Annotated in this window: 23 protein-coding genes and 1 pseudogene; 8 read left to right on the top strand and 16 right to left on the bottom strand. The window is 61.1% G+C overall.

Annotated features, from left to right (window positions below):
• Position 1: 1 nt before the first annotated feature.
• From dapA to FQP90_RS21455, 5 genes are all read left to right on the top strand, one after another.
• Positions 2 to 904 (top strand): 4-hydroxy-tetrahydrodipicolinate synthase, encoded by a 903-nt coding sequence (gene dapA / locus FQP90_RS21475; protein WP_144653099.1) that lies wholly within the window; start codon positions 2 to 4, stop codon positions 902 to 904.
• Between the two features lie 3 nt (positions 905 to 907).
• Entirely contained in the window at positions 908 to 2,401 is a 1,494-nt protein-coding gene (locus tag FQP90_RS21470) for an alanine/glycine:cation symporter family protein (RefSeq protein WP_144653098.1), read from the top strand.
• A 27-nt stretch (positions 2,402 to 2,428) separates the two neighbouring features.
• On the top strand, positions 2,429 to 3,937 hold the full coding sequence (locus FQP90_RS21465; protein WP_144653097.1) for an aldehyde dehydrogenase family protein: 1,509 nt from the start codon (positions 2,429 to 2,431) through the stop codon (positions 3,935 to 3,937).
• 85 nt (positions 3,938 to 4,022) lie between these two features.
• The gene (locus FQP90_RS21460; RefSeq protein ID WP_144653096.1) at positions 4,023 to 4,265 is read left to right on the top strand and encodes a hypothetical protein; all 243 of its coding nucleotides are present in this window, start codon (positions 4,023 to 4,025) and stop codon (positions 4,263 to 4,265) included.
• Between the two features lie 25 nt (positions 4,266 to 4,290).
• Positions 4,291 to 4,617: a CBU_0592 family membrane protein gene (locus FQP90_RS21455; RefSeq protein ID WP_144653095.1), complete on the top strand. Its 327-nt coding sequence runs from the start codon at positions 4,291 to 4,293 to the stop codon at positions 4,615 to 4,617.
• Positions 4,618 to 5,014: 397 nt separating this feature from the next.
• On the opposite strand, the gene FQP90_RS21450 is transcribed toward FQP90_RS21455, so the two are convergent.
• From FQP90_RS21450 to FQP90_RS21430, 5 genes are all read right to left on the bottom strand, one after another.
• A complete protein-coding gene (locus tag FQP90_RS21450) occupies positions 5,015 to 5,878 on the bottom strand; it encodes a substrate-binding periplasmic protein (protein WP_144653094.1) in 864 nt (287 codons plus the stop codon).
• A gap of 58 nt (positions 5,879 to 5,936) precedes the next feature.
• Positions 5,937 to 6,599: an amino acid ABC transporter permease gene (locus FQP90_RS21445; protein WP_144653093.1), complete on the bottom strand. Its 663-nt coding sequence runs from the start codon at positions 6,597 to 6,599 to the stop codon at positions 5,937 to 5,939.
• Positions 6,599 to 7,246 carry an amino acid ABC transporter permease gene (locus FQP90_RS21440; protein ID WP_144653092.1) on the bottom strand — a complete coding sequence of 216 codons (648 nt, stop codon included), beginning with the start codon at positions 7,244 to 7,246 and terminating at the stop codon, positions 6,599 to 6,601. The genes FQP90_RS21445 and FQP90_RS21440 overlap by 1 nt, the downstream gene beginning before the upstream one ends.
• A gap of 7 nt (positions 7,247 to 7,253) precedes the next feature.
• Positions 7,254 to 8,045 carry an amino acid ABC transporter ATP-binding protein gene (locus FQP90_RS21435; RefSeq protein ID WP_144653091.1) on the bottom strand — a complete coding sequence of 264 codons (792 nt, stop codon included), beginning with the start codon at positions 8,043 to 8,045 and terminating at the stop codon, positions 7,254 to 7,256.
• A 154-nt stretch (positions 8,046 to 8,199) separates the two neighbouring features.
• A complete protein-coding gene (locus FQP90_RS21430; RefSeq protein WP_144653090.1) occupies positions 8,200 to 9,534 on the bottom strand; it encodes a flavin monoamine oxidase family protein in 1,335 nt (444 codons plus the stop codon).
• A gap of 153 nt (positions 9,535 to 9,687) precedes the next feature.
• On the opposite strand from FQP90_RS21430, the gene FQP90_RS21425 reads away from it, so the two are divergent.
• A complete protein-coding gene (locus FQP90_RS21425) occupies positions 9,688 to 11,055 on the top strand; it encodes a GntR family transcriptional regulator (protein ID WP_144653089.1) in 1,368 nt (455 codons plus the stop codon).
• A gap of 196 nt (positions 11,056 to 11,251) precedes the next feature.
• Here the strand turns inward: FQP90_RS21425 and FQP90_RS21420 are convergent, their stop codons facing one another.
• From FQP90_RS21420 to FQP90_RS21400, 5 genes are all read right to left on the bottom strand, one after another.
• On the bottom strand, positions 11,252 to 12,283 hold the full coding sequence (locus tag FQP90_RS21420) for a DUF4192 domain-containing protein (protein ID WP_144653088.1): 1,032 nt from the start codon (positions 12,281 to 12,283) through the stop codon (positions 11,252 to 11,254).
• Positions 12,284 to 13,033: 750 nt separating this feature from the next.
• Complete coding sequence (locus FQP90_RS23890) at positions 13,034 to 13,270, bottom strand: PLDc N-terminal domain-containing protein (RefSeq protein WP_144653087.1); 237 nt, start codon at positions 13,268 to 13,270, stop codon at positions 13,034 to 13,036.
• A 10-nt stretch (positions 13,271 to 13,280) separates the two neighbouring features.
• Positions 13,281 to 14,021 carry a hypothetical protein gene (locus tag FQP90_RS21410; RefSeq protein ID WP_144653086.1) on the bottom strand — a complete coding sequence of 247 codons (741 nt, stop codon included), beginning with the start codon at positions 14,019 to 14,021 and terminating at the stop codon, positions 13,281 to 13,283.
• 1,405 nt (positions 14,022 to 15,426) lie between these two features.
• On the bottom strand, positions 15,427 to 15,945 hold the full coding sequence (locus tag FQP90_RS21405; protein WP_144653085.1) for a PaaI family thioesterase: 519 nt from the start codon (positions 15,943 to 15,945) through the stop codon (positions 15,427 to 15,429).
• Between the two features lie 43 nt (positions 15,946 to 15,988).
• The gene (locus tag FQP90_RS21400; RefSeq protein ID WP_144653084.1) at positions 15,989 to 16,705 is read right to left on the bottom strand and encodes an SDR family oxidoreductase; all 717 of its coding nucleotides are present in this window, start codon (positions 16,703 to 16,705) and stop codon (positions 15,989 to 15,991) included.
• 126 nt (positions 16,706 to 16,831) lie between these two features.
• Here FQP90_RS21400 and FQP90_RS21395 point away from each other — a divergent pair, with 126 nt between their 5' ends.
• Positions 16,832 to 17,314: a winged helix-turn-helix transcriptional regulator gene (locus tag FQP90_RS21395; RefSeq protein ID WP_144653083.1), complete on the top strand. Its 483-nt coding sequence runs from the start codon at positions 16,832 to 16,834 to the stop codon at positions 17,312 to 17,314.
• Between the two features lie 75 nt (positions 17,315 to 17,389).
• Here the strand turns inward: FQP90_RS21395 and FQP90_RS21390 are convergent, their stop codons facing one another.
• The 6 genes from FQP90_RS21390 to FQP90_RS21365 are packed head-to-tail and all read right to left on the bottom strand — an operon-like array spanning position 17,390 to position 25,233.
• Positions 17,390 to 18,592 (bottom strand): aminotransferase-like domain-containing protein, encoded by a 1,203-nt coding sequence (locus FQP90_RS21390; protein WP_144653082.1) that lies wholly within the window; start codon positions 18,590 to 18,592, stop codon positions 17,390 to 17,392.
• A complete protein-coding gene (locus tag FQP90_RS21385) occupies positions 18,589 to 20,277 on the bottom strand; it encodes an ABC transporter ATP-binding protein (RefSeq protein WP_244296921.1) in 1,689 nt (562 codons plus the stop codon). Before FQP90_RS21385 ends, FQP90_RS21390 begins: the two co-directional genes overlap by 4 nt.
• 20 nt (positions 20,278 to 20,297) lie before the next feature.
• Complete coding sequence (locus FQP90_RS21380; protein ID WP_144653080.1) at positions 20,298 to 21,152, bottom strand: ABC transporter permease; 855 nt, start codon at positions 21,150 to 21,152, stop codon at positions 20,298 to 20,300.
• Positions 21,149 to 22,117 (bottom strand): ABC transporter permease, encoded by a 969-nt coding sequence (locus FQP90_RS21375; RefSeq protein ID WP_144653079.1) that lies wholly within the window; start codon positions 22,115 to 22,117, stop codon positions 21,149 to 21,151. Before FQP90_RS21375 ends, FQP90_RS21380 begins: the two co-directional genes overlap by 4 nt.
• Positions 22,114 to 23,766 carry an ABC transporter substrate-binding protein gene (locus FQP90_RS21370; protein WP_144653078.1) on the bottom strand — a complete coding sequence of 551 codons (1,653 nt, stop codon included), beginning with the start codon at positions 23,764 to 23,766 and terminating at the stop codon, positions 22,114 to 22,116. The genes FQP90_RS21375 and FQP90_RS21370 overlap by 4 nt, the downstream gene beginning before the upstream one ends.
• A 57-nt stretch (positions 23,767 to 23,823) precedes the next feature.
• A complete protein-coding gene (locus FQP90_RS21365) occupies positions 23,824 to 25,233 on the bottom strand; it encodes an FAD-binding oxidoreductase (RefSeq protein ID WP_144653077.1) in 1,410 nt (469 codons plus the stop codon).
• Positions 25,234 to 25,775: 542 nt separating this feature from the next.
• Between FQP90_RS21365 and FQP90_RS21360 the strand changes: the two are divergent.
• Positions 25,776 to 26,101, top strand: a pseudogene (locus FQP90_RS21360) (sulfonate ABC transporter substrate-binding protein); the annotation flags it as partial.

Here is a 26,101-nt window from a genome sequence, read left to right as displayed (position 1 = left end):
CATGTCCAAGGAACTCCGCGGCGTACTCACCGCTCTCTCCACGCCCTTCAACCAGGACGAAACCATTGACGTCGCCACCTTGCGCAAAATTGTCGACCGCTCCATCGACGCCGGTGTCGATGGCGTCGTCGCCGCAGGCTCCACCGGCGAGGTTGGCGCGCTTTCTTCTGAAGAGCGCCTGCTGCTGATCAAGACCGTCATTGAGCACACGAACGGTCGAGTCCCGGTCATCGCGAACACCGGCGCCACCTCCACCGCAGAAGCCATCCGTCTCTCCAAGGCCGCCGAACAACTGGGCGCAGACGTGCTGATGCTCATCACGCCGTACTACGAGCCGCTGTCCTTGGAAGAAACCGTCACGTACATCAAGGACGTGGCCCGCTCGGTCACCATCCCCGTGATGCTCTACAACATCCCGCCCGTCACCGGCGTCAACCTGGACCCCGCAACCGTACGTGCCCTCGCCGAGGAAGTGGAGAACATCCTCTACATCAAGGACTCCAGCGCCAACTGGGAGCAGGCGCTTCAGCTCATCCACCACCACAGCGACGTCATCGGCACCTTCATCGGTTGGGATGCCTACCTCTACAGCGCACTCGCAGAGGGTGCAGCAGGTGTCATGGCCGGCACCGCGAACGTTGTTCCTGACGAGATCGTGGCTGTCACCAAGAGGATTGCCGAAGGCGACCTTGCAGGTGCCCGCGAACTCTGGAACGCCGTCTACCCTGTGATCGATGCGCTGCTGACCGTGCCATTCATTCCGGCGGTCAAGACCGGCCTCACGTTGACCGGCCTTCCGGCCGGGTTGCCACGGAGGCCAACTGCAGGGCTCGACGCCGATGATCTCGCCAAAGTTGAGCAGGCGCTGGGCAAGCTGTCATCGCTCAAACAGAACATCGGCTAATCCATGGGTGACTTCGATTTTGCGGAATTCCTGTCCAGCGTCTCGGACGCTGTCTGGGCGCCCATGGCCTACGTTGTCCTTGGACTGGGTATCGCCTATTCGGTAGCCACCAAGGGTATCCAGTTCCGGCGAATTCCGGACATGCTGCGCCAACTCAAGGAGACTCAGGACGGAGAAGGGGGCCTGTCCTCATTCCAGGCCTTGGTTCTGGCACTGGCTAGCCGCGTGGGCGTGGGCAGCATCGCCGGTGTTGCTACCGCCGTGAGCGCCGGTGGACCGGGAGCGTTGGTGTGGATGGCCGTCACCGGTCTGGTCGGATGCACTGTGGGGTACGCGGAAGCCACCCTGTCGCAGGCCTTCAAGCGCCAGGTCCTCGATGAGGACCGTAAGAAGGCCAATGAGGACATTGGTGGCATGCCGTACTACATCAAGTACGGGCTGAAGCTTCCCAAGGTGGGCGCTATCGTCGCTGTGCTGGGCGTGATTGGCTACGGGTTCGTTTTCCCTGGTCTGCAGGTGAACACGATCGCCGCCAGCGCGGAGAAGGCGTTCAGTCTGCCAAGCTGGGCCCCGGCCATCCTTGTCACCGTGTTGATCGGTTTGGTGATCATTGGCGGTACCACCCGCGTGGTCAAGGTCACGCAGGGACTCGTTCCCGTTCTGGCCATCGGTTACCTCCTGCTGGCCTTGGCCGTCATCGCCATCAACGTGGACAAAGTTCCCGAGGCCGTTGTCCTGATCTTCCAGTCGGCCGTAGGCATCCATCCTGTGCTGGGTGGCATCGCCGGTGCCGCCGTGGCTTGGGGTGTTCGACGCGCCGTCTTCGCTTCCTCCAACGGCCTGGGTGAAGCGACCTTCGCCGCAGCCGCCGCCCGCACGTCCCACCCCGGAAAGCAGGGCCTGGTCCAGACGTTCAGCATCTACATCGACGTGTTGCTCATCTGCATGGCCACCGGCCTCATGATGGTGGTCTCGGGCAAGTACAACGTCTCCGACGGCTCCGGCGGATTCCTCGTCAACAACATCCCGGGTGTTCCCGTTGGCGCCAACTGGGTCCAGGAAGCAATCGACACGATGCTCCCGGGCTGGGGTGCAGGCTTCGTCGCCGTCGCGGTTTTGCTCTTCGGCTTCACATGTCTTCTGGCGTACTTCTACGTGGCCAACTCCAACCTGCTGTACCTGCTGGATGGACGGACCGGAAACGGCTGGAAGAACGTCCTGAAGATCGGGACCCTGGCAATCGTGTTCGTCGGATCCATCGTCAACGCAAAACTCATGTGGGCCGCTGGTGATATCGGGCTGGGGCTCATCGCCTGGGTCAACCTCATCTGCCTGGTATTCCTGTTCCCGCTGGTCCGCAAGATCTACCTGGACTACGAACGGCAACGGAAGCTCGGCCTGGACCCCACCTTCGATCCAAAAGCGCTGGGCATCGAGGGCGCCGACTTCTGGGAACACCAGAACGAAAAGACCGCCGCCGCAGCAGCTGCCAAGTAGCCACCAAGCAAAGGAATTGAGCACGCCATGACCACCACAGAAACGTCCTTGCCGGAAACGTCCCGGTTCAGCGTCCGCAGGGAGGGCACCCTCCCGGCACCGGCCCTTCCGCCCTTCGGCCAGTTCATCGGCGGCGAATTCGTCGCCTCCACCTCGGACGCAACAGTCGACGTCGTCAATCCAGCTACCGAAGAAGTCATCACCCAGGTGCCGGCCGGCTCCCTTGAAGATGTCGACGCCGCCGTGGCAGCTGCCGTCGCGGCCAAGGCGGAGTGGGCGGTGAAGACGCCCAAGGATCGCTCCGCCGTCCTGCTGCGGATCGCGGACATCGTCGAGGCCAACCGTGAGATCCTGGAGAACCTGGAAGCGGCCAACACCGGCAAGCCGTCCGCCGTGGCCGAAGACGACATCTCCAGCGCCATCGACACCTTCCGGTTCTCGGCCGGTGCTGCCCGCGCCTTCACCGCACTCGGCGCAGGTGACTACGCGGACAACCACACCTCTGTTGTCTTCCGCGAGCCGGTAGGGGTGGTGGGTGTGATCACGCCGTGGAATTACCCGCTGCTGATGGCCGTATGGAAGATCGCGCCCATCCTGGCCGCCGGCAACACTCTGGTCCTGAAGCCCTCGGAGCAGACGCCGCTGACTACCTTGAAACTCGCCGAGCTCATCGCCGCCGAGGTTCCTGCCGGCGTCGTAAATATCGTTACCGGGCCCGGCAGGGTGGTGGGCAACCGCCTCTCCGAACACCCGGATGTGGACCTTGTTGCCATTACGGGAAGCGTCGGCAGCGGGCAGAAGGTTGCCGCCAATGCGGCATCCACCGTGAAGCGCGTACACCTGGAACTCGGCGGCAAGGCCCCTGTGGTGGTATTCGACGACGCCGACCTTGAAGAGGCCGCGAAGGGTGTCCGCTCCGCGGGCTTCTGGAACGGCGGACAGGAATGCGGCTCAGCGTGCCGGGTCCTCGTCCACGAATCCGTTGCAGAAAAGTTCATCGAAATCCTGGTCCGGGAAATCAGCGAGATTTCAGTCGGCGCCCCAGGCTCGGGAGACGACGTCGAAATCGGTTCCATGATCTCCAAAGCCCACTACGACCGGGTCCTGGAAGCACTGGAGGACGTCCGCAAGGAAGGCCACACCATTGCAGTCGGTGGCCATGCCTTGGAAGGACCGGGATACTTCATCGAACCGACCGTGGTGACTGATGTCCCGGCGGGTGCTCCGATCACGTACACCGAGATCTTCGGGCCTGTGGTGTCCGTGGAGACGTTCAGCACCGACGAGGAAGCCATTACCCGAGCCAATGAGACCGTTTACGGCTTGGCGGCTTCGGTGTGGACCAACAACGCGTCCCGCTCGCTGACCGTTCCGCGTCGCCTCGATTTCGGTACCGTGTGGGTCAACTCCCACCTGGTGATTGCCAATGAGGTTCCGTGGGGTGGTTTCAAGGGCTCCGGCTACGGCCGGGATCTGTCCATCTACGCCCTGGAGGACTTCTCCAGGACCAAGCACGTCATGTACAACCGGGGCTGAAAACAGCCTGTTCCCACGAAGCGGCCGTGCACCCTTGCCAGGGTGTGCGGCCGCTTTCTGCAATCGATCAGATAGGACGCCCACCATGGATCAGCGGCGCATCAGCGACTGGACCCTCCTCACCGGAACCAGCGTGGAACTAAGGCAACAGGGGCATTCGGTGTGCCGGGGATACGTCGATGCCGTCACGGACGACGGAACCATTCTGTGGCTCCAAACCTTGACCCAGGGCCGGAGGCTCTTCGAAAAGGCTGAGTTCTACGAGGTCTGGGCTTCCGAGGAGCGCACCGGATTCCACTACAAAGTAACCAACTCGGACTCGCAGTAGTCGCTGTCCCAACCAAGAGGAAACAATGGAATTGCTGTTCGAAGCAGCCGGCTGGGCAGGCGCGGCAGCGATACTTGGCGCCTTCCTGTCCGTGTCCATGGGCTGGCTGAAGGCCGGTAGGGCCTTTCAGACCGCAAACCTCCTAGGGGCTTGCGCATTCATCATCAACGGCGCCTTCCACGAGGCTTGGCCGTCCGTTGTCGCGAATATTGCGTGGTTTCTCATCTCGGCCGTCGCACTCATCCGCCTATGCACCGTGCGTCGAATGCCAGGTGTCCCTGATCCCACGGGACCACTGCCCATCGCCAAGGCTTTCGTTGAACCCGGAACGAGGGACAACTCAGACTATTAGGCTCGTGGGGGCGTGTTTTAGTGCCTTGTGGTTGGGCTGACGATGTCCTGGACAGGTGGCTGGGTCCACATTGGATAGCACCTTTGGCGGTGATCATCCTCTGCGCGCTCGAGCTCGGATTTCCTGCCAAGGTTGTTGCCATGGATGTGTCAGCCATTCGGCGGGGAGAAGCCGGCTAAGTCCAATTGGCCCTATTTCTTCATGGTGTAGGTGTTGGTCGTCAGGGCCGGCGCGTGGACGGGCGCGTAAGTCGAAACGCAGCCGTCGCCAACCCCATGACGGCCGACGCGGGCCCGGCCTAGGTTTGAGCAGACCGGGTCCGCCATGAATCTCCGGGACGGCCAGAAGGGCGACGCCGGTGATTACCTGACGCCGCCCAAGGTGCTGTGCGATGTAGTTAGAGTTCGCTGGGTGCGCCCGGCTCGCCTACGGAGGGGTCGATCCCGTACTTCTCAAGGATTGTTTTGATGGTCCCGTTTTCGCGGAGCTTCTTGATGTCCTCGTCCAGGGCCTTGCCAAGGGTGTCATTGTCGAGTGCCGAGGGCAACATAACTTGGCCCACCGAGGCGAACTGCGGGACATTCGCGTTGGGCTTCACGTCCACGACCGTTGCTCCCTCAATGGGGGCATCCTTGAAACGGTATTTTGCAGAGGCTGAAGATGCCACCAGGGCGTCGATGCGGCCGGCTTTGAGGTCTGAGTAGATGGACTCGTCATCCTGGTAGATCTTGAACTTATCTCCGAGCCATTTGGACATGCTGTCATTCCAGAGGTTGCCTGCGACGGAGCCGATCATCTTGCCCTCCAGGTCGTCGCTGGTGAGGCCTGTTTTGGAGACGATGGCCTGCGGATCGCTCCACAGTGGCGTGCTCATGTAGACGATCTTGGTCCGTTCCTTGGTCCGCAGCCAGTTTCCCGAGCCGATGTCGACGCGTTTGGATTGTACGGACGGGATGACAGCTCCGGCACCTCCTGAGGTGCTGACGGTGACCTTGAGGCATTCGAGTTTGGCGATCTCGGCGATCAGGTCACCTTCCATGCCGGTGACGTTTTCCCCGCTCAGGATTGTGGCGGGTGCGTAGTCGTAGCTGGCCACCGTGAGCTCACCTTGGGTGATGGTCTTGAGGTCCGCGTGGGCGGGGGTGCAGTCGGAGCTGCTTGCTGCCTCGCTGCCGCCGCAAGCGGCGAGGGACATGGCGAGCATGCCGGCGACGGTGCCGGCGGAAAGCGCGCGCACGAGGGGGCGGGGAATTCGTGACATTGGTTTCTCTTTCTATTCTGGGGTTGTCGGGGAGGTTCCCCAAGGATGTGGAACGGGGTTAGTTGCGTAGCAGGTGGCGTCCCAGGCGCAGTTCCAGTAGCCGGACCAGGCCCAGGAAGATCAGGGTCAAGGATCCGTAGACCACTGCGGTGATGGTGTAGACGCTGAGGTATTCAAACGTGATGGATCCGATTTCGAATGCTTTTGACATCAGTTCCGGCACCGCGATGACAAAGGCCAGTGCGCTGCCTTGGAAGACCAGGACGGCAAGGCCGGCCAAAGGGGGTGTGGAGATTCTGAGCGCCTGCGGAAGGATGACGATGCGGAACCCCGTCCAACCGCTGAGCCCGGAGGTTATTGCTGCTTCCTTCTGTCCTAGCGGGACAGCAGCGAGTCCGGCGCGGAAGTACTCCGAGGCGTAGGCCCCGGTATTCCAGCTTAGGGCGATGATCGCTGTTGTAAGGGATGTCAGGGTGATACCGGCGTCTGGAAGGCTGAAGTACAGCAGGTACAGCAGCACCAGAGCGGGTAATCCCCGTCCGATCTCAACGAAGGTGAAGGAGATCCATTGGAAGGGGAGGAACTTTGCTTCCGCCATCACGGCCAGGAGCAGGCCGAAAGGGAAGCCGATGAGCAGTGCGAGTCCGGTCAGTTGGAGGCTGATGACCAGTCCTGGTGCGAGGTTCGGCATCCAGCTGAGCCATTGCGTGAGCAAGTCCATCAGGCCACTCCGATCTTTCTGCGCAGTTTGAGATCTACGCGGCGTGCGACGAGGGCGACCACCAGGCTGATCACGATGTAGAGCGCTCCGGCGACGACGAACGAGAGCAAGCCTTCATGGGTTTGTTTCGCTCCTTGCTGGGCGTAGTAGGTGATCTCCCGGACGCCGATGGTGGAAGCGAGAGCCGAGTCCTTGAGGAGTCCAATGCCGTAGGTGGCGATGGCTGGAAGGGCTACCCGGAAGGCTTGCGGGGTGATGATATGTCCCACGGTGGTAAACGGGCTGAGCCCGAGGGCATGCGCGGCTTCGCGCTGGCCATCCGGGATGCTAAGCAGCCCGGAGCGGTAGATCTCTGCCATGAAGGCCGAGGCGATGATGGAGAAGCCGATGATGGCTGCCTGAAGGGTAGAGAGCCGCAGCGCGTACTGGGGCAAGCCGAAGTAGATCAGGAACAGCCAGGTGATCGGCGGGATGACCCGGACCACATTGATGTACAGCGTGGCTGCACCGCGGATGATGGCGATCGGTGATCGTGCGGCGCCCACCAGTACCAGGCCAATGAGGCCGCCGAACAGCAGTGAAGCGCCCGTTACATAGAGTGTGAGTCCGACGCCTTGGGCGATCGAAGCCAGGAGTTGCATGATCATGGCCGGGTCACCTGTCCAGTACAGCCTTGAGGAACTGCCGGGTCCGATCGTTCTGCGGTTCCGACATCACCTGCTGGCTGGGGCCGATCTCAAGGACGCCGCCGTTGCCCATGACCATGATGCGGTCCGACACATCCCGTGCGAAGTGCATTTCGTGTGTCACTACCAGCATGGTCATGCCCTCGTCGGCAAGGTCACGCATGACGGCGAGTACTTCAAGGCCGATCTCAGGATCGAGGGCTGAGGTGGGTTCGTCGAAGAGCATGACTTTGGGTGACAGGGCGAGTGCGCGTGCGATGGCGATGCGTTGCTGTTGCCCTCCCGAGAGCCGGGCAGGGTAGGCCTTCGCCTTTTCGGGAAGTCCAACGCGCTTGAGCAACTGGTTTGCGACTTCTTCGGCTTGTTCCTTGCTGGAACCCAACACCTTCCGCTGTGGAAGGGTGATGTTCTCCATCACGGTGAGGTGCGGGAACAAGTTGAAGCTCTGGAAGACCATTCCGGTGACTCGACGCAGGTGGTCCAGGCTTGCTTTGTCCGGTAGCTTTTCGCCCGCAACAACACGTGCTCCGCCTATGGCGATAGTGCCCGAGCTGGGCTTTTCCAGGTAGTTCAAGCACCGCAGGAAGGTGCTCTTACCGGCACCGGATGGTCCAATGACGGACACTACCTCGCCCTCCGCCATGGAGAGGTTAACGTCCTTCAACACCTCTATGACGCCATATTTCTTGCCAAGCCCGGAGACCTCAACCTCGCCGGAGAGGGCGGTTGGGGGAGCTTTGGTGCCAAAACTTAAGCCCATTTTCGTTTCCTTCAAATAGCTGACGCTTGAGAGACATCCCAGCCGCGCTCACTTTGGGGGGTGGTGTGACTTGGGCCGCAATAGGCTGTGGCCTCGATCACATCTAAAGAATACATCATTGAATGATTAATGCAATAGGTTCTTGATCGGTTTCTTATCCGTGCGTCGCGGTAGAAACTGCGTGCAGGATGTCCTGGCTGACGCGTTTGGCTTCTGAGTACGCTCCATGGGTACCGGCAGTCTCGGAGGAGTAGTCGCCGGCAAAGTGAAGGGTGCCATCGATCGGCGCCTGAAGTTGGGGGAGGGCTGTGGCGCGTGTAGGCGTTAGGAGCGAGAAGCAGTGTTGCCACGACTGGATGCTGGCCCCGAGGATGCGGCCCCGTAACTGCGGTGCCACCGTAAGGAACTCTTCGACCCAATGCTCCAGCACGCCCGAGGTGGGATCGTTGGCTTCCTCGATGTATCCGGCTGTATTGCCGTAGCAGACAAATTGGGCGGTACCGTCCTTGCGTCCCGGCCTCGGATTGATCATCACATCGAACGCGCGCCCTGCGGTGGCAATGAAGGACCAGTCGTCCACAGCCGCCAGCTCCGGTGCGCTGATGTCCACAACAACACCGAGCTCGGTAGAGCCGGGAGTCTGCACGGCGTCCAGTGCCGCGCTCTTCCATTCCGGCAACTGCACCATGCTGGAAATCCTGGGGGCAGGGACCGCCATGATGACGTGCCTCGCGGTCACCTTCCGTCCTGCGCCGCCGTCTGATTCGGTAGCGATTTGTAGGTTCCAATGTCCCTTACCGTTTTGGTGAAGGCTCTCCACGCGGTGATGCAACCGGACTTCGGTGGACTGCAGGGCCTTGGCCAAGGCTGCGGGGATCGCCTCCATGCCCTTGAGTGAGACCACGCGGTTCCTTTTTTCCTTCACCAGATAACTTGCGAAGTACCTCAGGGCGTAGGTTGCGCTGAGTTCGGCGGGGTGAGCGACGGAGCCTCCGCGAATGGCTGCAGTGAGTATTTCCTGGACGTCTTGGGGCAAGTCGCTCATTCGTGATTGGGCGGATTCTTCGCCAAACCCCGGCGTGGCCGGGCGAAGCTGCCCATCCACCGTGTTTGCGTAATATTCCGATGTTGCACGCCGGATGAATGCCCGGAGTCCGTTTCGTGAGTGTTCTGTGAGGGGGAGCCGTTCCACAAGGTCGTCGTTGTCCGGGGAGACCACGGTTTCCCCGTTGACGTGGATGCCGAAAGTTGTTGGTTCGAAGGGCTCCAGGGCAACGTCGAGTTCAACTGCCAGCTCGTGCGACGCGGTGCCGGCGTACACGAACATGGCCCCCATGTTGACCGGTTCCCCGTGGACGTCCACGGTTTTCGCACGACCGCCAAGTCGGCCGGTTTCTTCCAACAAGACCACTTTTTGGCCTGCGTGCTCAAGGTTGTAGGCCGCGGCCAGACCGGCCGGACCTCCGCCAATGATGGCGACATCGTACATTTGCTCTCCCTGGTAATCGCGTGAACGGTCCGGTTTCTCGAAGCGCCTGGTGGCTGGTCTCAATAATTGGCAGCACCAGGAAAGATGGGAATACCTGAGGAGCAAAACGGAACGGAAATGAGTCTTTGAGTCAAGCTTCCTTAGACTGGCCGCATGAGGAATGGAGATGATCGGGCAGAGCTCAAGCGCGCCGTTCTGACGGCGCCTCTCTGGATGCAGGCAAACAAGGGTTCCAGCCGCCAGGTTGCGGATGCTGTCGGCCTGAGCCAGTCGTTCGTGGCGCGGACCTGGAAGGAGTTCGTCGAGCCGGATCAGGAAATCGAGCCGATAAGGGCCTTGCTTACCGAGCGGCAGATGGTTTTGGTCGGATTCGCCGTTGGACCGACAGGGTCCTGTCTTGTCCTCAATCCCTCCCTTGCGTCGCGTGTCCGCTATCCTGCTAGTCTGTCCACGAGCAGCAAAAGACGGCTGCGGACGGTGCTGGCTGCCGACCTTCTTCGAGGTGTCGGGCAGGAACCGAGCTACACAGACGACCGACCGAACCTGTGGTCATCGCTGGATGCCGGCGGAATCGTCCTCGCTGAAGAATCCATGGTTCTGACCAGTGGCAACTATTCCGTGCCTGCCGGCGTCCGGCGGTCAGCTCACTTCGCCGATGCCTGGCAATGGCAGAAGCTTGTGGCTGCATTGGACCTCTTGCCGGAAGTGCCAACAGGTGAGTCATTGGCGGACCTGGAATGGCGCATACGTCGCTGGTACCAAAGCGGGCGGGATCCCTTTTCATGGACTGTTGACCGTAAAGAGTCTGGCGTCCTGGGTACAAGCGGAGATCACTTCCTGGGGGCCGGAAATGCACTGGCCGAAGATATTCTTTCAGCAATTCGCCAGGGGTTGGTCGACGGTACCTTTTCCGGCGACAGTGAAATTTCCCTTGGGACGCTGAATCGCCTGCTTGGTGCGCCAGTGCGGGACATTCGCGCGGCCGTTCGCGCTCTCACTGAGGATGGCTTGGTAACAGCAGCTAGATCAGATTCCGTGGTAGTGCGAATTCCCTCCCTGGATGATGTCTCGGAGACCTACATGGCTCGGCGCGCTTTGGGAGCGATCGTGGTCCGGGCGGCAAGCCGATGGAGCCCTGAAGGCCGATCCCGTGTCAAGCACCACCTTGATGAACTGGGGGATTGTGCTCGCCGCAACGATGTCGCCCGAGCCCACTACTTGGATATGGATTTCCAAATCGCATTGTTTGAGGGATCTGGCCTAAACCGAATACCGGCATTTCTAGAGACACTCACCAAGCAGGCGTTCATGCATTTTGCGGTCATGGGCGCACGCTATGCATTTTCGCCAAAGATTATTCTTGACCAAAACACGGAGATCTTTGAGACGATCGATGCCGGAGAACTCCGGGCCGCCACCTTGAGTTGGCAGACCAAGATGGATGTAGGACTCAACTACCTAGTGCAGCACATTTCCGCAATGAATGCCCTGAACGAAGGGCGAGGCATGAACCGTGGCTGATCACTGTCCTTGCGGACAGCTTGCCACTACGTCACGTACCAACTACGTGAAGCCAGAGCTGAAGCGCCGTGTCGGGGAGGCTATCGAAAAGCAGGTTATAGGCGGGGTCTCTGCTTAGTCAGCCGCGGCCTGTTGATTCACCTCGAAAGTCTGGCAGGACGGCCACGGCCCCTGTTCGCAAACTCAATAAGGTGCCTTAGGGCGAGTCGAGGTTGGTTTTGTAGGCGGTGGTCTTGTTGGTGTTCCAGCCTGCGATGATGCCGGCTCCGAGCATTTGGTCGGTGAGTCTGGCGAAGCGGTAACCGGGGTCGGTATCGAGTGCGAGTTGCATGTATTGGTGTGCTTTGGGTCCTCGGCCTTCCCACCAGTTGATGTAGCCGATGGTGGTGAGGATGGGTGCTGCGTGTTGCGGGCTGGTCCGCGTATAGGCGTGAATGAGGAGCTGTTGTGCCCATTCGACACGTGACCACCTGGGTGCTGTCTCGGTTTGTGCGAAGAGGATGTGTTGGGGTAGTTCGTCGATGCCGGGGATGTCGGCCATGAGCCGGTCGCGGATGTGAGGGAACTGGAAGTTTGCGATGAGCGCGGCGCAGTCCTCGTCGGTGGGGAAGTCACTTGACTCCAGCATGGTCGACCACAGTTGGCTGGCTTGTTCTGCCGCTACACCAGGAGGCAGCGCCCTGATGATGGCCATGTGATCCTCAACTGCGATTGCTTGTGCTGCTTCCTGGGAAGGCGCAGGGAGGACGATTCGGTTTGTGGGTTCTATGGTGCTGCCGCGGTAGATGAATTCGGCGTTGACGCGGCTGTACTCGGTGCTACTGAGGGGCAGGCTGATGTCTTGACCGGGTTCACTGTCGTAGGGGGAATAGGTTTCGTCGCTGACGAAGATCCCGTCGCGGATGGTGATGCCGTTCTCGGCAAGGACGCCGGTGAGCGCTGCGATAGTGGCCGCGTGTGGTTTGGGTTGCCCTGGTTCGCAGTGGGTTGAGGTGTAGAGGGCGAAGACGATGCTCGTCGCGCTGGTATCAGTGGTGAGGTAGCTGCTGACAGTTCTGGCGTAGGGGAGTTCTGTGCCCGCTTGGCGGGGGAGGTCGATGCGGAGGGTGGCGCCGACCTTGCCTTTGTCCAGGGTGATGCAGACCAGACTCTCTTGAGGCCAGAACCCCAGGGTATGCCCGATGAAGCTGAGCAGGTCTGCCGGGTCTTTGATGGTGAGCGCATTCATGGTCCTTTTCCTTTGCCCTTGTTTGTTTTGTTGCTGCTGCGGTGGTCTTTGGTCTTGTGGGCCGTTCTGATGGGGGACCTGTGCGCTGGGCTAGGGGGCTGGAGTGCAACTCTGGGGTTCGGGACTTTGTCGGTAGTTCGGAGGATAGGAGCACCGAGCGAAGTTTCCGGATCGGGGCCGGCGCCATTGGCGCCCCGGTTGCGCGGGACCGTCCAGCGATGATCGGTATCAGAATGACTAACAGCGTTGTTGCTTCTGGCTGTTCATGAGCAGGCGGAGACACAGCGTCATGACGTGCGCTGCTCGAGTCCTCGGCATGTGCCTTCGCTTGGCGGGGTCGCTGTGCCGAAAGCGGCCGGGGACGCATTCCGGTCCGACATATGCGCCGTTATCGGCGCTGGCTAGTCAAGGAGTTCGTTGTGCGACTGGCGTTTGCGCCGAATGGTCCGGATCGGTTGCCGCACGGCGCAATAACGCCGGAAATCGAGCGGCGCGGTGTACTTTTGAGAACCCAGAGGCTCGCTGTGATGAGCGGCCCGCCCATAGGTTGGTCGGCGTCCGGCGGCGATCCTTGGATGATCCTATGGAGTCGGCCGTGACCGTAACCGGAGCTTCAGCAGCAAACCGAGGAGCCCGTCATTTCACCGCCTGCTGACGCTCTGACTAGGTTGCTAGAGCCACAAAAGACGCGGAGTGCCTGCGCATGCGCAGGCACTCCGCGTGTGGTGTTGATTGCGAGCTCTCAAGTACCTAGCTGCTCACGCGACTCCTTCTCTTTGACCTGAAGAAAACGAACCAGAGAATCGCACCAAAGATCGGAAGGAATATGACAATCAAGGTCCAAACCAAACGCTCAGTAGCCGACAGCAGGCCACCACGATGGATGGTTACAAGGGCTGCGATGAGTAATGCGATGTATAGGAGACACACGCCCCAGGGGATTATTTCAAAGGCGGCGGGAAGCTGCGGTTCAGAGTTGGAGTCCATGGATTCCTCGTTACGAGTTGGTTTGCCAATAGGTGTTGTTGGCGACGTTCAACTGGACCCACACATTCCACGTTGTGAAACCGTGGGTAACGTCGGATTGCCAACGTGAATGTGCGGCACCTGGGCCTTCCTGGGCTTGGTAGAAGACCCTGGTTGGTGTGCTGCAGCCTGTGGGGAAAATGCACTTCTGAAACCCTGCCCCTCTATCGCTGATCGTATCAAGAGCCCCGTTGATGATCGTGAAGTCCATGCCGTAGGCACCTAAAAGTACAGTGCCCCACACACCGTCGACTTGGCAATTTCGGTAAGCGGCGTAGCCAGAGCCCGTAGTAACTGAACAGTTGAAAATCGACATAGGATTGGGCGCGCTAGGGTCAACTGTGACTGGACGTTCGACCCCTTGGGCTGCAACGGATCCGTCCGCGTACCGTTTGATGGTGTAGTTCATATCACCAATGACTTGGTCATGCTCCACGGCGACAGGAACCTTGTTTGAGTCGTAAACGTCCCAGGGAGTGCCGTGCCTAACTTTCTTGATCAGTTCCTTCTGCTGACCGGCCGGGACTTGGAACCTGCTGAGCAGGTCTTTGATCTCTTGAACGTTCGTGTCACTTAGCTTCGCGCTCTTCTGTTCGCCTACGGTCGGCGCGGCTGCGTGCGATGGCGCAGCCATTGCAAGTGTGCTCAGCGCCAAAGTACACCCGAGCGTTGCGGTCAGGATTTTGCTGGCCAATTTCATTTTCTTACGCATTTACTTCCCCCAAAAGACTCAGATGTCGATTCAAACAGAATTGCCTGCCGATGAGTCATCCAAACAGCGACGCGTAAATGCTGTCAAGTCATGTCATGCAGCTGTAAAAATCTGTCGAGAGAATGGTGGGGGTGGACTTGGCCGTAGCGGTTGGCGTCGTATCGACGCTAGGACATGCCTTCTGTCTGAGGCGACGCCATCCGGTAATCCCCGGGTTTAGGGCCCCGACATATCTCCCTGCGAAGGTTCGACAGGCGAAGGCTCACATCCCTTCCGTCGGACACGGATGCCCGTTTCTTGCGCGATTCGGCGGCAGTTTCAATATGCGATCGGGCTCCTGACCGGTCCCGCCCGCTGGGTAATGGACCAAGCGAAACAATCCCAGCTCCGATTTCCGGGAGCTAGACGGCGGGGAGTGCTCCGGCTGGCCGATCTGTGGCCATGATCAGCCTAGACGTAAGGCGACTTCCAATGAAAAGTCGGGTGGGAAAACGTTGTCGAAGGTGATGCAGGCGACGCTTTCGTATGGCTAGAAGCCGAGCGTTTGGCCGACAAAGGTGAGAAGGTCTGCCGGGTTTCTTAGGTGAGCGCGTTAATGAGCGTGACTCCTCGCCCCTTGTCGAGTGTCAGTGATTGTTGGGATTGGGAGTCGTTCTCCTATGTGCCGCGGCGCTGGGTGGGGGTTGTGCGCATCTTTGCGAGGTGACGCAGGAGCGCCGAACGAAGTCCCGACACCCGAAGGGGCTGTTGGATCTCAGTTAGTTGCCGTCAGTCGTTGCAACGTCACTGCCAGCCTTGGCGGGGTTATGCAGATGTCCGGCTGGCCGTGAACCTTTCGCCCACTTCCGTCCTCGGTTTGCTCTGTCCCCCTGGACCGGGAAGCCGTGGGCATGAGCAAAAAGGACCAGGGACAATGTCCACACCTTGCGCCCCGGATTGGCCCGTACGGGCCTCGAACTGCCCCGGATTCCGCATGTTTCCGGGACTTCCCAGCAATGACAGGGCTTGGAATCACATTCGAGTCCCACCTCGGGCACAGCATACCCCCTCGTCAGAGGGGGTTTTTGCTTTAACGTGTGTACATTCTGGTTGGTCAGGTCCATCTGACACTGGCTGCGGGGTGTGCCTGGCGTCGAGGGTCGCCTGTTTGGTTGTGGAAGACCGGGTTCAGGGTCGCGGTTGTCCTACACCTCTTCATGGATATGAGGGCTGAGTGCGGCATGATTTCGAGGAACTGCGTAGATGCCGCCTGGATCCGGCTCTCTTTTGGCGTGAGCAGACCGTCCGGGCTGCTTTGTCAGGTTAAAGCGGGTGGGACAAGGCTCGATAGGGGCCGGCTACGCAGTAGACCTGAAGGTCCCGTCTCATGGCCTTCATGTGCTGGCTCTCTGAGGAGCAGCTGTAGCTACTTCCCGCCCGGTTGGTGCGGGAAGACCAGCAGCGTGCTTGTGGCAGTGGCGAGGAGTTTTCCGTCGGTGGTGCTGAGGCGTCCTTCGGTGAAGATTGCCCGTGGGCCGGCTTTTACAACTGACCCCTCCGCGTGCAGCGCATCCTTTTGAAGCGTGATGGGTCGCAGGTACTTGACCGCCAGATCGATAGAGGTGTACCCGATCCCTGCATCCAAGGTGGTGTGTGCCGCGCAGCCGAGCACCGTGTCCAGGAGCGTGCATGCCAGGCCGCCGTGCACCATTCCGAGCGGGTTGTAATGCGCTTCGCCCGGCCAGCACTGGAATTCGACGTGTCCGAACCTCGCGTCGACGAGATCGAATTTCATGAGCGAAGCGATCGGCGGCGGCGCAATGCTGCCTTCGCGGAGGCCGGAAAAGTAGTCCATACCCGACAGCCGTGGCAGCTTTTCGAGCGCGATTGCCGGATCGATCCACGTGAATGTTTCAGAGCGTTGCGTTGAGGGGTCGGTTGTCACAGGTTTCTCCTTGGGGCTCTCATGACTTCCAGTTTTGCTGCGGTCATACCGGGGTGCTGGCTGCCAATGCGGGGTACAGATCCGAGATCGGCCCAGATAGGCCGAGCTTCACACCTGCGCTGATTTCGTCCACGATGACCTCGTAGTCACCCTGTTCGAGCCCATCGAAGGACTTCCGCGCGGCTTCCTCGGCCGAGGTCTTCGGGGCATTGACGCCCTTGGCCATGGCTGTGTCCATGTAGCCGACGTGAACACCCGTGACCTGCGTGCCTTGGGGCGCCAATTCCTGGCGGAAGGAGTTAGTCGCCGACCACAGCCCGGCCTTTGACGCACTGTAGGCGCCGGTGAGGGCGATCCAGCTGAGCACCGAGTGAATGTTGAGAACCGCTGAACTCCCGCTGGCGGCGAGGACCGGTGCGAATGCCCTGATCAAGGCCACCGGCCCGAAGAAGTTTGTCTCCATGATTTCGCGGAACTTCTCGTCGGAGAGAGTCAGGAACGTGTCCGATTCGACGCTGATGCCGGCGTTGTTGATCAGAACGGTGACGTCCTGGGCCTGAGTAACTGCGGTCCGGATCGAGTCAGGGTTGGTGACATCGAGGGCGAGGGGGACGACTCGGGAGTCGCTCCACTCCTGCGGTCGGCGGGCCGTTGCATAAACCTTCGCGGCACCCCGGGCGAGGGCCTGTTCCACGAGCTCGCGGCCCAAACCTCCATTCGCGCCGGTAACGAGGACGACGGCGCCAGCTAGCAATGACATGGATTCTCCTGAACTCAGATTGGAGGCGACGCGGTCGTCGCGACCTCAGAACATCAGAGTAACGGAGTAAGTTGGATTTTCCAACCTACTTGTATACTTGAGGAAAATAACGAAAGCAGGTGACAGGTGAACCGTTCGATCGACAAGGAACTTGATGGGCCCCGGGCGTGTTTTATCGCGGCGGGGCTCGACGTTCTGGGGGAGCGGTGGGCGCTGCTGGCGCTCCGCGAGATGTCCCTGGGCGTACACCGGTTCGATCAGATCGCGCGGAATACCGGGGCGTCCCGTGACATACTTACGGGCCGGCTGCGCACTCTCGAAAGCCGCGGCGTGATTGAGCGCGTCCAGTACTCCGAACACCCCCCGCGCTACGAATACCACCTCACAACTTCCGGGGCCGAAGTAGCCCCCATCCTCATTTCACTCGCAGCATGGAGCAGTGCGTGGATGCGCGACGAGACTCCCCGTGCTTCCTACCAGCACAGTTGCGGTGCCGACCTGCAACCAGTGGTGTCGTGTGCGGTGTGCGGTGAGGAATTCGCCCAAGGAAGTCTGATGCTCGGGCCGCTTGTGTCAGCGGCCGGTGCGGAGCCGGCGTCCGAGGATTAGGAACAGACAGGCAAGAGGACGACGGCGGTACCTCCCGCCGTCGTCCTCTTGCCCTACTGATCCTGAACCGACTGTCTAGCCCTGCTGCCTTTGCAGCGCCCGCCCCAGTCGTGCAGCCGCTTCCTCAAGCTTTGCGGCGGGAACGTCACCGTACGCCAGGCGCAGGTGCCGATCAGCGTCAGTGCCGGGTCCTGAGGGGAAAAACGAACCCCGTTGGTACTCCACACCCTCGGCGCTGGCATCGGCAGCAAGCTGGTCAGGGTTCACTGAAGAATCTGCCAGCTTCGGCCAGAGAAACAGCCCGCCATCGGGAAGCACGGTCTCGAAGGCCCCTGGCGCCTCGCGATGCAGCGCGCTGACAAGCGTTTCGGCCCGGTTCTTGTACAGGGCGCGGGCCTGGTCCAGAGTTACGTCGAAGATTCCGGGATCGGAGGTCACCAGCTCTGCGATGATGGCCTGGACCAACGTAGAGCTGTGTGAGTCCTGCCTGCTCCGCAAAGCCACAAGATCACGGGACAGCCGCTCGGGTGCCACGGTCCAGCCGAGGCGAAGCCCCGGCCCCAGGGTTTTGGTGAATGTGTTGATGTGGAGGACATGATCGGAGTTGTTGAATTCCTCTACGCTCTCCTGCTCACCGGCAAAGCGAAGTTCGCGGTAGGGGTTGTCGGCCAGGATCACGAAACCGTACTGTTCTGCCAGCCGGACCAGCTCCTTCCGGGCTTCCCCGGGCAGGGTTCCTTGGGAAGGGTTGTGGAAGTCCGGCACGGTATAGAGCGCGGATGGTCGGGCGCCTGCGCGTAGCTGGTCCGAGAGGTGATCGATGTCGAGGCCGTGGGGTCCCACGAAGATGGGGAGGGGCCGGGCGTCGGACAACTGAAGCCCTCGCAGGAACAACGGGAAGATCGGGTTGTCCACTGCCACCAGGTCCCCGCGTTCCACCACTGATTGGATCGCGAGGGCGAGTCCGTGGAAGCCCCCGTTGGTGATCAGGATCCGATCTACCGGAACACCTTCGCGTTCGGCGATCCATTCACGCAGCGGCGAGATGCCTTCCGTTCGCGAGTATTGCAGTGCCGGGACGCCTGGTTTGGCCAGCACGCGGCTGGTAGCGGCGGCCAATGCCTCGGTGGGGAGGACGCTGGGGTCCGGGATGCCGCCCAGCAATTCGATGGCATCTGCCCTGCGGTCCCGGAGCGTTTGGTCGCCGAATCCTTTCGGTGCGGTGAAGGCTTCGATCAGTGCGGGGCGTCGGGTGGTTGTTAGCGTTTGGGTGGTCATGCCGTGGCCTTTGCTAGTTGTTTGGCTTCCGTGGCAAGCCCGCCAAGCGCGGATGCGGGAGTGGCCAGGGGAATCGAGTCAAGGAGTGCGCGGGTATAGGGGTGCTGTGGTCGCGAGAAGATGTCCTCCACAGCTCCGTCTTCCACCACCTGTCCCTTTCGCAGGACGGAAACGGTGTCAGCCACCTGCCTCACCAGGGCCAAGTCGTGCGAGACGAACAGGTAGGTGAGGCCCAGTTCGCGTTGTAGTTTAGACAGAAGCTCCAGGATCCCTGCCTGGACGCTCACATCAAGCGCGGATGTTGGCTCATCCAGAACCACGACGTCGGGCCTCACCACCAGCGCACGGGCAATCGCCACCCGCTGACGCTGGCCACCGGACAAGTGCGCGGGCCGCCTGGAGGCGACGTCGGCCGGAAGCCCCACCGACTCCAGTGCCTCGCGCACCCGCTGGGCACGTTCCGGCTTGGTCCCTACCCCGAACTGGTCCAACGGTTCGCGGATGATTCTGCCTACCCGCCACGTTGGGTCCAAGGAGGTGAATGGGTTTTGGTACACGAGCTGAAGGTGCCTGCGGATGTCTCGCACTTCCGTGCGGGACCTGCCCGACGTCGATTGGCCGGCTACCGAGATCTGCCCACCGTCCGGCTGTTCAAGGCCAAGCAGCAGCCGCACCGCAGTGGTCTTGCCGGAACCGGATTCGCCAACGAGGGCGTGCGTCCGCCCGCGTTGCACGGAGAAGGACACTCCGTCGCAGGCAAGGACGTCTTGCCCGCCGGCTGAGAAGCGCTTGCTCACTTCCTGAACATCAATCTGGAGTCCCGGTGACGGTGAGGAAACATCCCCGATGCGGGAGCCGCCGTCGTGCGTGCTTTGAAAGGCAGTGCGCTGGTCCCGGTACCTGTCCGGATGGAGCGCGGGGACGTCAGCCTGAAGGCTGCGCGCGTAATCCGTTTGGGGTGAGGCGAAAACGACGCGCGAAGAGCCGCTTTCCTGCACCGCACCATCCTTCAGCACCACCAGGGAGTCGGCGCGTTCGGCCGCGATGGCGAGGTCGTGTGTGATCAGGAGCAGACTGATGTCCAGTTCCTGGCGGAGCTCGGTGAGCATGTCCAGGATGAGCTTTTGCACCGTCACGTCCAAGGCGGACGTGGGTTCGTCGGCGACGATCAGTGACGGTCGTGGCAGCACGGTCAGGGCGATCAGCACGCGTTGGAGCATGCCCCCCGAGAGTTGGTGGGGGTAAGAGTCGTACACGCGCATGGGATCGGGCAGGCCCACTTGCTCCAGCACGTCCAGTATCTTGGTGCGCCGGACTGAAGAATCAGTTTCGCCGAGCAACGCCGCTGCTTCATGTGCTTGGGCGCCGACGGTCCGGACCGGGTTCAGCGCCGAGGCGGGATCCTGCGGGATGAACCCGAGCGCCCGACCGCGCAGGGGACGGAACTGTTTTTCGGGCAAGGCCAGAATGTCCCGACCGTTTAGCGCCACCCGGCCCCTCGCCGTCGCTTCGCCGTGGTGGAGCAGGCGCAGCACGGCTTTGGCGATGGTGGACTTGCCCGAACCGGACTCGCCAATCAACGCCAGGCTCTCGCCTTTGGCAACGGAAAACGAGACGTCGTGGACGACGGTGGTGGGACCGTAGGCGATCGACAAACCTTCCACCGTTAGTAGGTCAGCTGACACGTCGGTGTCCTTTCGAATATTCACTTGGCGTTTCGCAGCCAGCGGCTGATGCGGTTCACCGACAGGACGGTGACCACGATGACCAAAGCGGGCGCGTACACGAGCCATGGAGCCGTGACGTAGGTCTTGCCCGAAGCGACCAGTAGCCCCCAATCCGAGGCGGGGGGCGGATCACCGTAGCCAAGGAATGCCAGGGAAGCGATGATCAGGATGGACGTGCCGAACTGCAGGACGGCCAGTACCAGCACCGAGCGGTACGCGTTGGGGAGGACATGTCCCAGCAGCGCGTGCAGCCGGTTTCCGCCCTCAAGGTAGGACGCTTCAACGTAGGTGGCGCTGCGGACCCGCATTACCTCTGCCCGCATCAGCCTCGCAAAGACCGCGACGGCGGACACTCCGGTGGCGATTGCAGCGTTGATGGTCTGGAAACCCAGGGAGCTGACGATGACCACCGCTAGGAGGAAGCCGGGGATGGCCAGCAGGACGTCGACGAAACGGCCCAGGACGGCGTCTACCCAGCCGCCGCGGAACCCGCTGGCCAGGCCGATGATGCTGCCGATCACCAAGCCGATCAGCACGGCCACCAGTGCACTTGTCACCGAGGATGCGGTTCCGTAGACCACCCGGGCGTATTGATCGCGGCCAAGGTAGTCGGTGCCGAACCAGTGGGCGGCGCTCGGTGCGGCCAACTTGCTGGCGGTGTCGCCAGTCACGGGGCTCAGGGACGTGAAGAGGCCCGGTACCAGTGACCATAGGATGACCACCAGAACCACGGCGAAGGACAACAGGACGGTTGCCGGCGGCAGGCCGGCGGTGTGTTTCCTGGGCGCCGATCCGAGGTCGCGGAGCTGGGTGTTACTGAGGATGGCAGTCATGCGCCCACCTTTTCCTTGAGTGTGGTCTCCCGGAGTTTGACGCGTGGATCCAACAGCGGCGAGGCAAGGTCCGCCACCAGGTTCACGGCAACAAAGACCACGGCTGACAGGGAAACGACCGCTTGAAGAACGGGTTGGTCCTCGCCGGTCACGGCCTTTTGGACCACTGTGCCGATCCCGTCCCGGCCAAAGATGGTCTCCGTAATCACTGAACCTCCCAGCAGTTCACCCACAATGAGAGCCACCATGGCAACCGAAGGCAGGGCCGAGGGCTTCACGAGGTGCTTGGCGAACAGCCTGGCCTCGGTCAGTCCGCGTGAACGGGCCACCAGAGCGTATTCCTGCCGGGATTCGTGGTCCAGGCTGGCTATAAGAACTTCGGCTAGGGGCGCTGAGACCGGGATGGCCAGGGTGATCGCGGCGAACAGAGTTGCTACCGGGCTGTTGGGATCGGTGGTGGTGAACGAGTGCAGCCGGAAAGCAAAGAACTCGATTAGCACCAAGCCGATCACGAAGTTGGGCACCGACAGGAAGAACGACGGTATGGACCGGACGACTGCCGCCCATTTTCCGGGTAGGTATTGAGCGCCGTAGGCAATAGCCACGGCGAAGATGATGGCGATGACCAACGCTGTTGTTGCCAGTGTCAGCGTCGAAGGCAGGGCATCACCCACCAGTTGGGACACCGGGAGGTTGGACTGCAAGGAGAATCCCAGTTCACCCGTCAGGAAGCGTCCCAAGGAGAGCAGCAGTTGGACGATCACGGGCTGGTCGAGGCCGTAGAAGGCGACAATCCGCTGGATGTCTTCCTCGCTCAAGCCGTGCTGCGGGTCCCTGAGCGTATTGGTGATGGCATCGCCCGGGAGGACGCTGATGATCAGGAACGTGAACACGTACGTGAGAAGCACGACGACGATCGCCTGGCCACCGCGCGTCAGGGCAAAACGCCGGTAGTCGCCCGTCACTGCGAAATCCAGGCCGTGTAGAAGTTCGCGTACGCCAGGCCGTTGTACTGAACGTCCTTGATCTTGGGGCTGATCAGGTACAGGCGCTGGACCAGCTGGTTAAGGGGAATGAAGTAGCCCTGTTCCAGGACATACTGCTGCAGTTCGTCGGCAACCTTTTCGCGGGATGCCCGGTCCGAGGCCGTGGCGATGGCGGTGGAAAGGTCGTTCAGCTTTTGGTCACTGGTACCCAGTCCGAACCAGTCTTCACCCTTGTTCTGGCTGGTCAGGACTCCGGCGACCGTTCCGACGTCGACGAAGCTGCGGGAAGTTTGGAACAGCGGCGGCTTGCTGGCCTGCACGGCCGCGTAACCGGCCACGTCCACTACCTTGAGGTTAACCTTGATGCCCACCTTCTTGAGCTGCTGGGCGATGAGCTCATCCTCGGCCTTGGTGGACGGCACATAAGGGTTGGGAGTGAGCGTGAACTCGAGGGTCTTGCCGTCCTTGGTGCGGTACTCGTCAGAACCCTTGGTCCAACCTGCGTCGTCGAGAATCTTGTTGGCTTTGTCGGCGTCAAACTTAAAGGAGTCGCTGAACTCGCCTGCTTCGGGTACGTTGCCTTGGATGAACGTGGTGGCGGCGTTCCAGTCGCTGGTGTAGACGGTCTTGAGGATTTCTTCGCGGTCAATGCCGTGCTGGATAGCCTTGCGTACGGCGGGATCGTTGGTGGGGAAGGCCTGTGTGTTGACCTGGAAGCCGTCCACGAAGCCCAAATAGCGTGGCGTGCCCACCGTGAAGCCCTGTGCCTTGAGCGACTCGATTTCCTGCGGCTCAACGTTGAAGGCAACATCGGCCTGTCCGGAGACCACTGTGGAGGTCCGGACCGAGGTGTCCTTGATGACTTTGTACGTGATGGTGTCCAGGCGGGCCGGACCGGTGTGGCCGAGCGCTGCCGGACCCCAGTTGTAGTCCTTGCGCTTCTCCAGGACGTAGGTGTCTCCCTGCTTCCAGGAGTTGACCACGAACGGTCCGCTGCCGATTTCCTGGCTGAGGTCGGCCTGGGCTTCCACCGGCAGGGCCAAGGTCTTCGGGGAGAGCAGAATGCAGCCGTGGTACGCGAGCGTCGCGATGAAGCCCAGGGCGGGAGATGAGAACGCTACTTTCACAGTTCCAGCATCGGTCGCCTCTGCTGACACGAAGTTGCTGGAGGGAAAGAGGCCCACCTTGCTGACGCCCCGGGTGGAATCGCCTTTGGCCCAGGCGTTGAGGTTGGCCACCACCGCCGCCGCATCCAGCGGTGTGCCGTCAGAGAAGGTCACTCCCTTCTTCAAATGAATGACGAAGTCCTTGGCGCCGTTGAGTTCCTCCCAGCTCTCCGCAACCCACGGGCTGAGCTCGCCCTTTTCGTTGACGTACACCAGCTTGTCCGTGATCTGGCCCCAGAGGTTGCCTTCATAGCTGGAGATGGAGGTCTTGCTGGAGACCCAGCCAGTGTCGTAGCCCTGGATCAGGAAGGTAATGTTGCCGCCGTCCACCGGGGTAGTGGAACTGGCGCCGGTGCTGGCCGAAGTGCCGCCGCAGGCGGTGACGAGGGCGGAAGTGGACAGCGCGCCGAGGCCGGCGAGGAAGGCCCGCCTGCGGAATTCGGGGGTGTTGAAGGTGCTCATGGGGTTTCTCCTGGATGCGTTGGGGATTGCGTTGGGGTGGTGCTGCAGGTAGGGCGCTTAGATGGCCTTGCCGGGATTGAGGGTCTGCTGGGGGTCGATTGCCGCTTTGATGGCGTGCTGTACCTCGCGGCTGCGTTCCGAGAGTTCGAGTGCTGCCCATTCGCGCTTGATGGTTCCTACGCCGTGTTCGCCGGTGACGGTCCCGCCGAGGGAAAGCGCCACTTTCACGAGTTCAGTGGCAGCTTCCAGAAGGGAGGCAGGTGGGTTCGTGCCGTCGTCGGGCGTTTTGTCCTTGGTGATCAGTGGGTGAAGGTTCCCGTCGCCTGCGTGCGATACCGCCGAGATGTCCACGCCGAAGCGCGCTTCCAAGGCGGGGAAGGCGGCATAGACCTTGGGCAGTTGGGACTTGGGCACGGCGATGTCCTCGCCGATATACCACTTGTCCTGCGGGAGGCCCCGGCCGCTGCGGCGCAGTTCCCAGAGCCGAAGGCCGTCGTCATCAGACTCCACCGTGACGCGACCTCCAGCCGCGCTGAGCGCGGTGGCTAGGTCTGCGGCTTGGTCGCCGATGCCGTAACCGTCGATCTCAATGAGAATCAGAGCGGCACCGCGGTCCCTCAAGTTGGTCCCGGAGTGGGCGTCGATGTTGGCAAGGCTTGGGGTGTCGAAAAATTCGATCGCTGCGGGCCTGACGGGCGACAGGGTTATGGCCGCCAGCCCGTCGGTGCCCTCCGCGGTGCTGTTGAAGAACGCGCTGACCGTCTTGCGGGCCACCGGGATAGGGCGGAGGCGGACCGTCGCCTTGATGACAATTCCGAGGATGCCCTCCGAACCAACAAAAAGCGACGTCAGATCCAGTCCCGTGACGCCCTTGATAGAGCGGTGACCAACGGTGATGAGGCTGCCATCTGCGAGGACGACGTCGAGAGACAGGATGGATTCGCGCGTCACCCCGTACTTGGCGCACCTTAGCCCGCCGGCATTCGTGGCGATATTGCCGCCGATGGAGGAAATATCGAAACTGGCGGGATCCGGTGCGTAAAAAAGCCCGAAGGGTTCAAGGTGCTTATTCAGGTCTGCATTGATGACGCCCGGTTCTACCACCGCTACTTCGTCCAGAGGGGAAACCTCGATGATGGCAGTCAGTTTTTCCGTGGAAATGACCACCTCGCTTGGTTGCGCCGTGGCGCCGCCCGACAGGCCCGTCCCGGCTCCGCGGGGGACCACTGTCACACCCAGTTCGGCCGCTACTTTTACGGCCTCCTGCACCTGGGCTGCTGTGGCCGGAAGTACGACGGCGGGGCCCAGGTTTCCGCTGTCTGCTGCGGTTTTAGCGGTGGCTGCGTCGTGGCTGTAGCGGGTGGTCCCGGTGCCGGGCTCGAGGATCTCGATGCCTTCAACCCGGCGCCTGAGGTCCTGGACGTACGTCCGGATTGAGGTGTGTTCATCGGTGAGCTGTGTTGTCATGCCGGTGTCTCTCTGTCCGGGTGCATGACAAGGCATTCCTGCGCGAAGCACCCAAAGGCTTTTGATGGAAATCCCGGTCACAAATGACTGGGTCCTCAAAAGCTAGCGGGATTTGGAATTTACGCGCGAGTTTCTTGAAATGTCGATCAATACTTCTCAATCCCGAGTAGTAAACAGGATTATTTAGTAAGACTTCTCAATTTAGCGACACCATTCTTTGTTGATGGTTCTGCCTAGCCTGCTTGCGCGCCCAAGATGACGGTAATGGTCTTTTTGTTGCGTCAACGCGTCGTCCCGAGAACCACAATGTCGCCGCATTACCGCTGGAGACGTACCTCTTTGTTGCGGGGGAGCGACCTACGTAATCTCGAGCATGCATCGGCTCTGAAGAAGAGCAAACTCCGCCGCATGAGGATCCCTCAGGACGATTCTGCTTTCCCACGTCCACCGGGTGTCGGCGGAACATCCCCAGCATCCTCACACCATCTCCGTTCTTGGCCTGGAGCTTCTGCAGGCCAGCCCTCTCCCAAAGGAATATGTCCGTGTCTTCACCCCAAGACAACTCGTCCACCCGCATCGTCGCCGGTGAGACCGCCCCCAAGCCCAAGCGCCGCCGCACAGTTGAGATCGCCTTGGCCGTCGGCCTGGTGCTGCTGATCGGTGCAGGCGCCGCAGTTGCTTCCGCTGTTTCGCAGAACAACCAGGCCGCGCCCGCTCCCACTACGTCGCCCGCCGCTGAGCTCAAGCTCGGCTACTTCAGCAACGTCACCCACGGCCCGGCGCTGGTGGGCACCAGCAAGGGCCTGATCGCCAAGGAACTCGGCGACACCAAACTCAGCACCCAGGTCTTCAACGCCGGCCCCGCCGC

This window comes from Paenarthrobacter nitroguajacolicus, assembly GCF_007786235.1.
Taxonomy (GTDB): domain Bacteria; phylum Actinomycetota; class Actinomycetes; order Actinomycetales; family Micrococcaceae; genus Arthrobacter; species Arthrobacter nitroguajacolicus_A.
This window is presented reverse-complemented; position numbering and strand designations above follow the sequence as displayed.

Excerpts from the sequence above, each read along its gene's own strand:
- FQP90_RS21460 (WP_144653096.1), top strand. The coding sequence starts at position 4,023 with ATGGATCAGCGGCGCATCAGCGACTGGACCCTCCTCACCGGAACCAGC.
- FQP90_RS21380 (WP_144653080.1), bottom strand. The coding sequence starts at position 21,152 with ATGACTGCCATCCTCAGTAACACCCAGCTCCGCGACCTCGGATCGGCG.
- FQP90_RS21365 (WP_144653077.1), bottom strand. The coding sequence starts at position 25,233 with ATGACAACACAGCTCACCGATGAACACACCTCAATCCGGACGTACGTC.
- FQP90_RS21445 (WP_144653093.1), bottom strand. The coding sequence starts at position 6,599 with ATGGACTTGCTCACGCAATGGCTCAGCTGGATGCCGAACCTCGCACCA.
- FQP90_RS21390 (WP_144653082.1), bottom strand. The coding sequence starts at position 18,592 with ATGACCACCCAAACGCTAACAACCACCCGACGCCCCGCACTGATCGAA.
- FQP90_RS21470 (WP_144653098.1), top strand. The coding sequence starts at position 908 with ATGGGTGACTTCGATTTTGCGGAATTCCTGTCCAGCGTCTCGGACGCT.
- FQP90_RS21440 (WP_144653092.1), bottom strand. The coding sequence starts at position 7,246 with ATGATCATGCAACTCCTGGCTTCGATCGCCCAAGGCGTCGGACTCACA.
- FQP90_RS21370 (WP_144653078.1), bottom strand. The coding sequence starts at position 23,766 with ATGAGCACCTTCAACACCCCCGAATTCCGCAGGCGGGCCTTCCTCGCC.
- FQP90_RS21455 (WP_144653095.1), top strand. The coding sequence starts at position 4,291 with ATGGAATTGCTGTTCGAAGCAGCCGGCTGGGCAGGCGCGGCAGCGATA.
- FQP90_RS21435 (WP_144653091.1), bottom strand. The coding sequence starts at position 8,045 with ATGGGCTTAAGTTTTGGCACCAAAGCTCCCCCAACCGCCCTCTCCGGC.
- FQP90_RS21420 (WP_144653088.1), bottom strand. The coding sequence starts at position 12,283 with ATGAATGCGCTCACCATCAAAGACCCGGCAGACCTGCTCAGCTTCATC.
- FQP90_RS21410 (WP_144653086.1), bottom strand. The coding sequence starts at position 14,021 with ATGCGTAAGAAAATGAAATTGGCCAGCAAAATCCTGACCGCAACGCTC.
- FQP90_RS23890 (WP_144653087.1), bottom strand. The coding sequence starts at position 13,270 with ATGGACTCCAACTCTGAACCGCAGCTTCCCGCCGCCTTTGAAATAATC.
- dapA (WP_144653099.1), top strand. The coding sequence starts at position 2 with ATGTCCAAGGAACTCCGCGGCGTACTCACCGCTCTCTCCACGCCCTTC.
- FQP90_RS21430 (WP_144653090.1), bottom strand. The coding sequence starts at position 9,534 with ATGTACGATGTCGCCATCATTGGCGGAGGTCCGGCCGGTCTGGCCGCG.
- FQP90_RS21465 (WP_144653097.1), top strand. The coding sequence starts at position 2,429 with ATGACCACCACAGAAACGTCCTTGCCGGAAACGTCCCGGTTCAGCGTC.
- FQP90_RS21425 (WP_144653089.1), top strand. The coding sequence starts at position 9,688 with ATGAGGAATGGAGATGATCGGGCAGAGCTCAAGCGCGCCGTTCTGACG.
- FQP90_RS21450 (WP_144653094.1), bottom strand. The coding sequence starts at position 5,878 with ATGTCACGAATTCCCCGCCCCCTCGTGCGCGCGCTTTCCGCCGGCACC.
- FQP90_RS21400 (WP_144653084.1), bottom strand. The coding sequence starts at position 16,705 with ATGTCATTGCTAGCTGGCGCCGTCGTCCTCGTTACCGGCGCGAATGGA.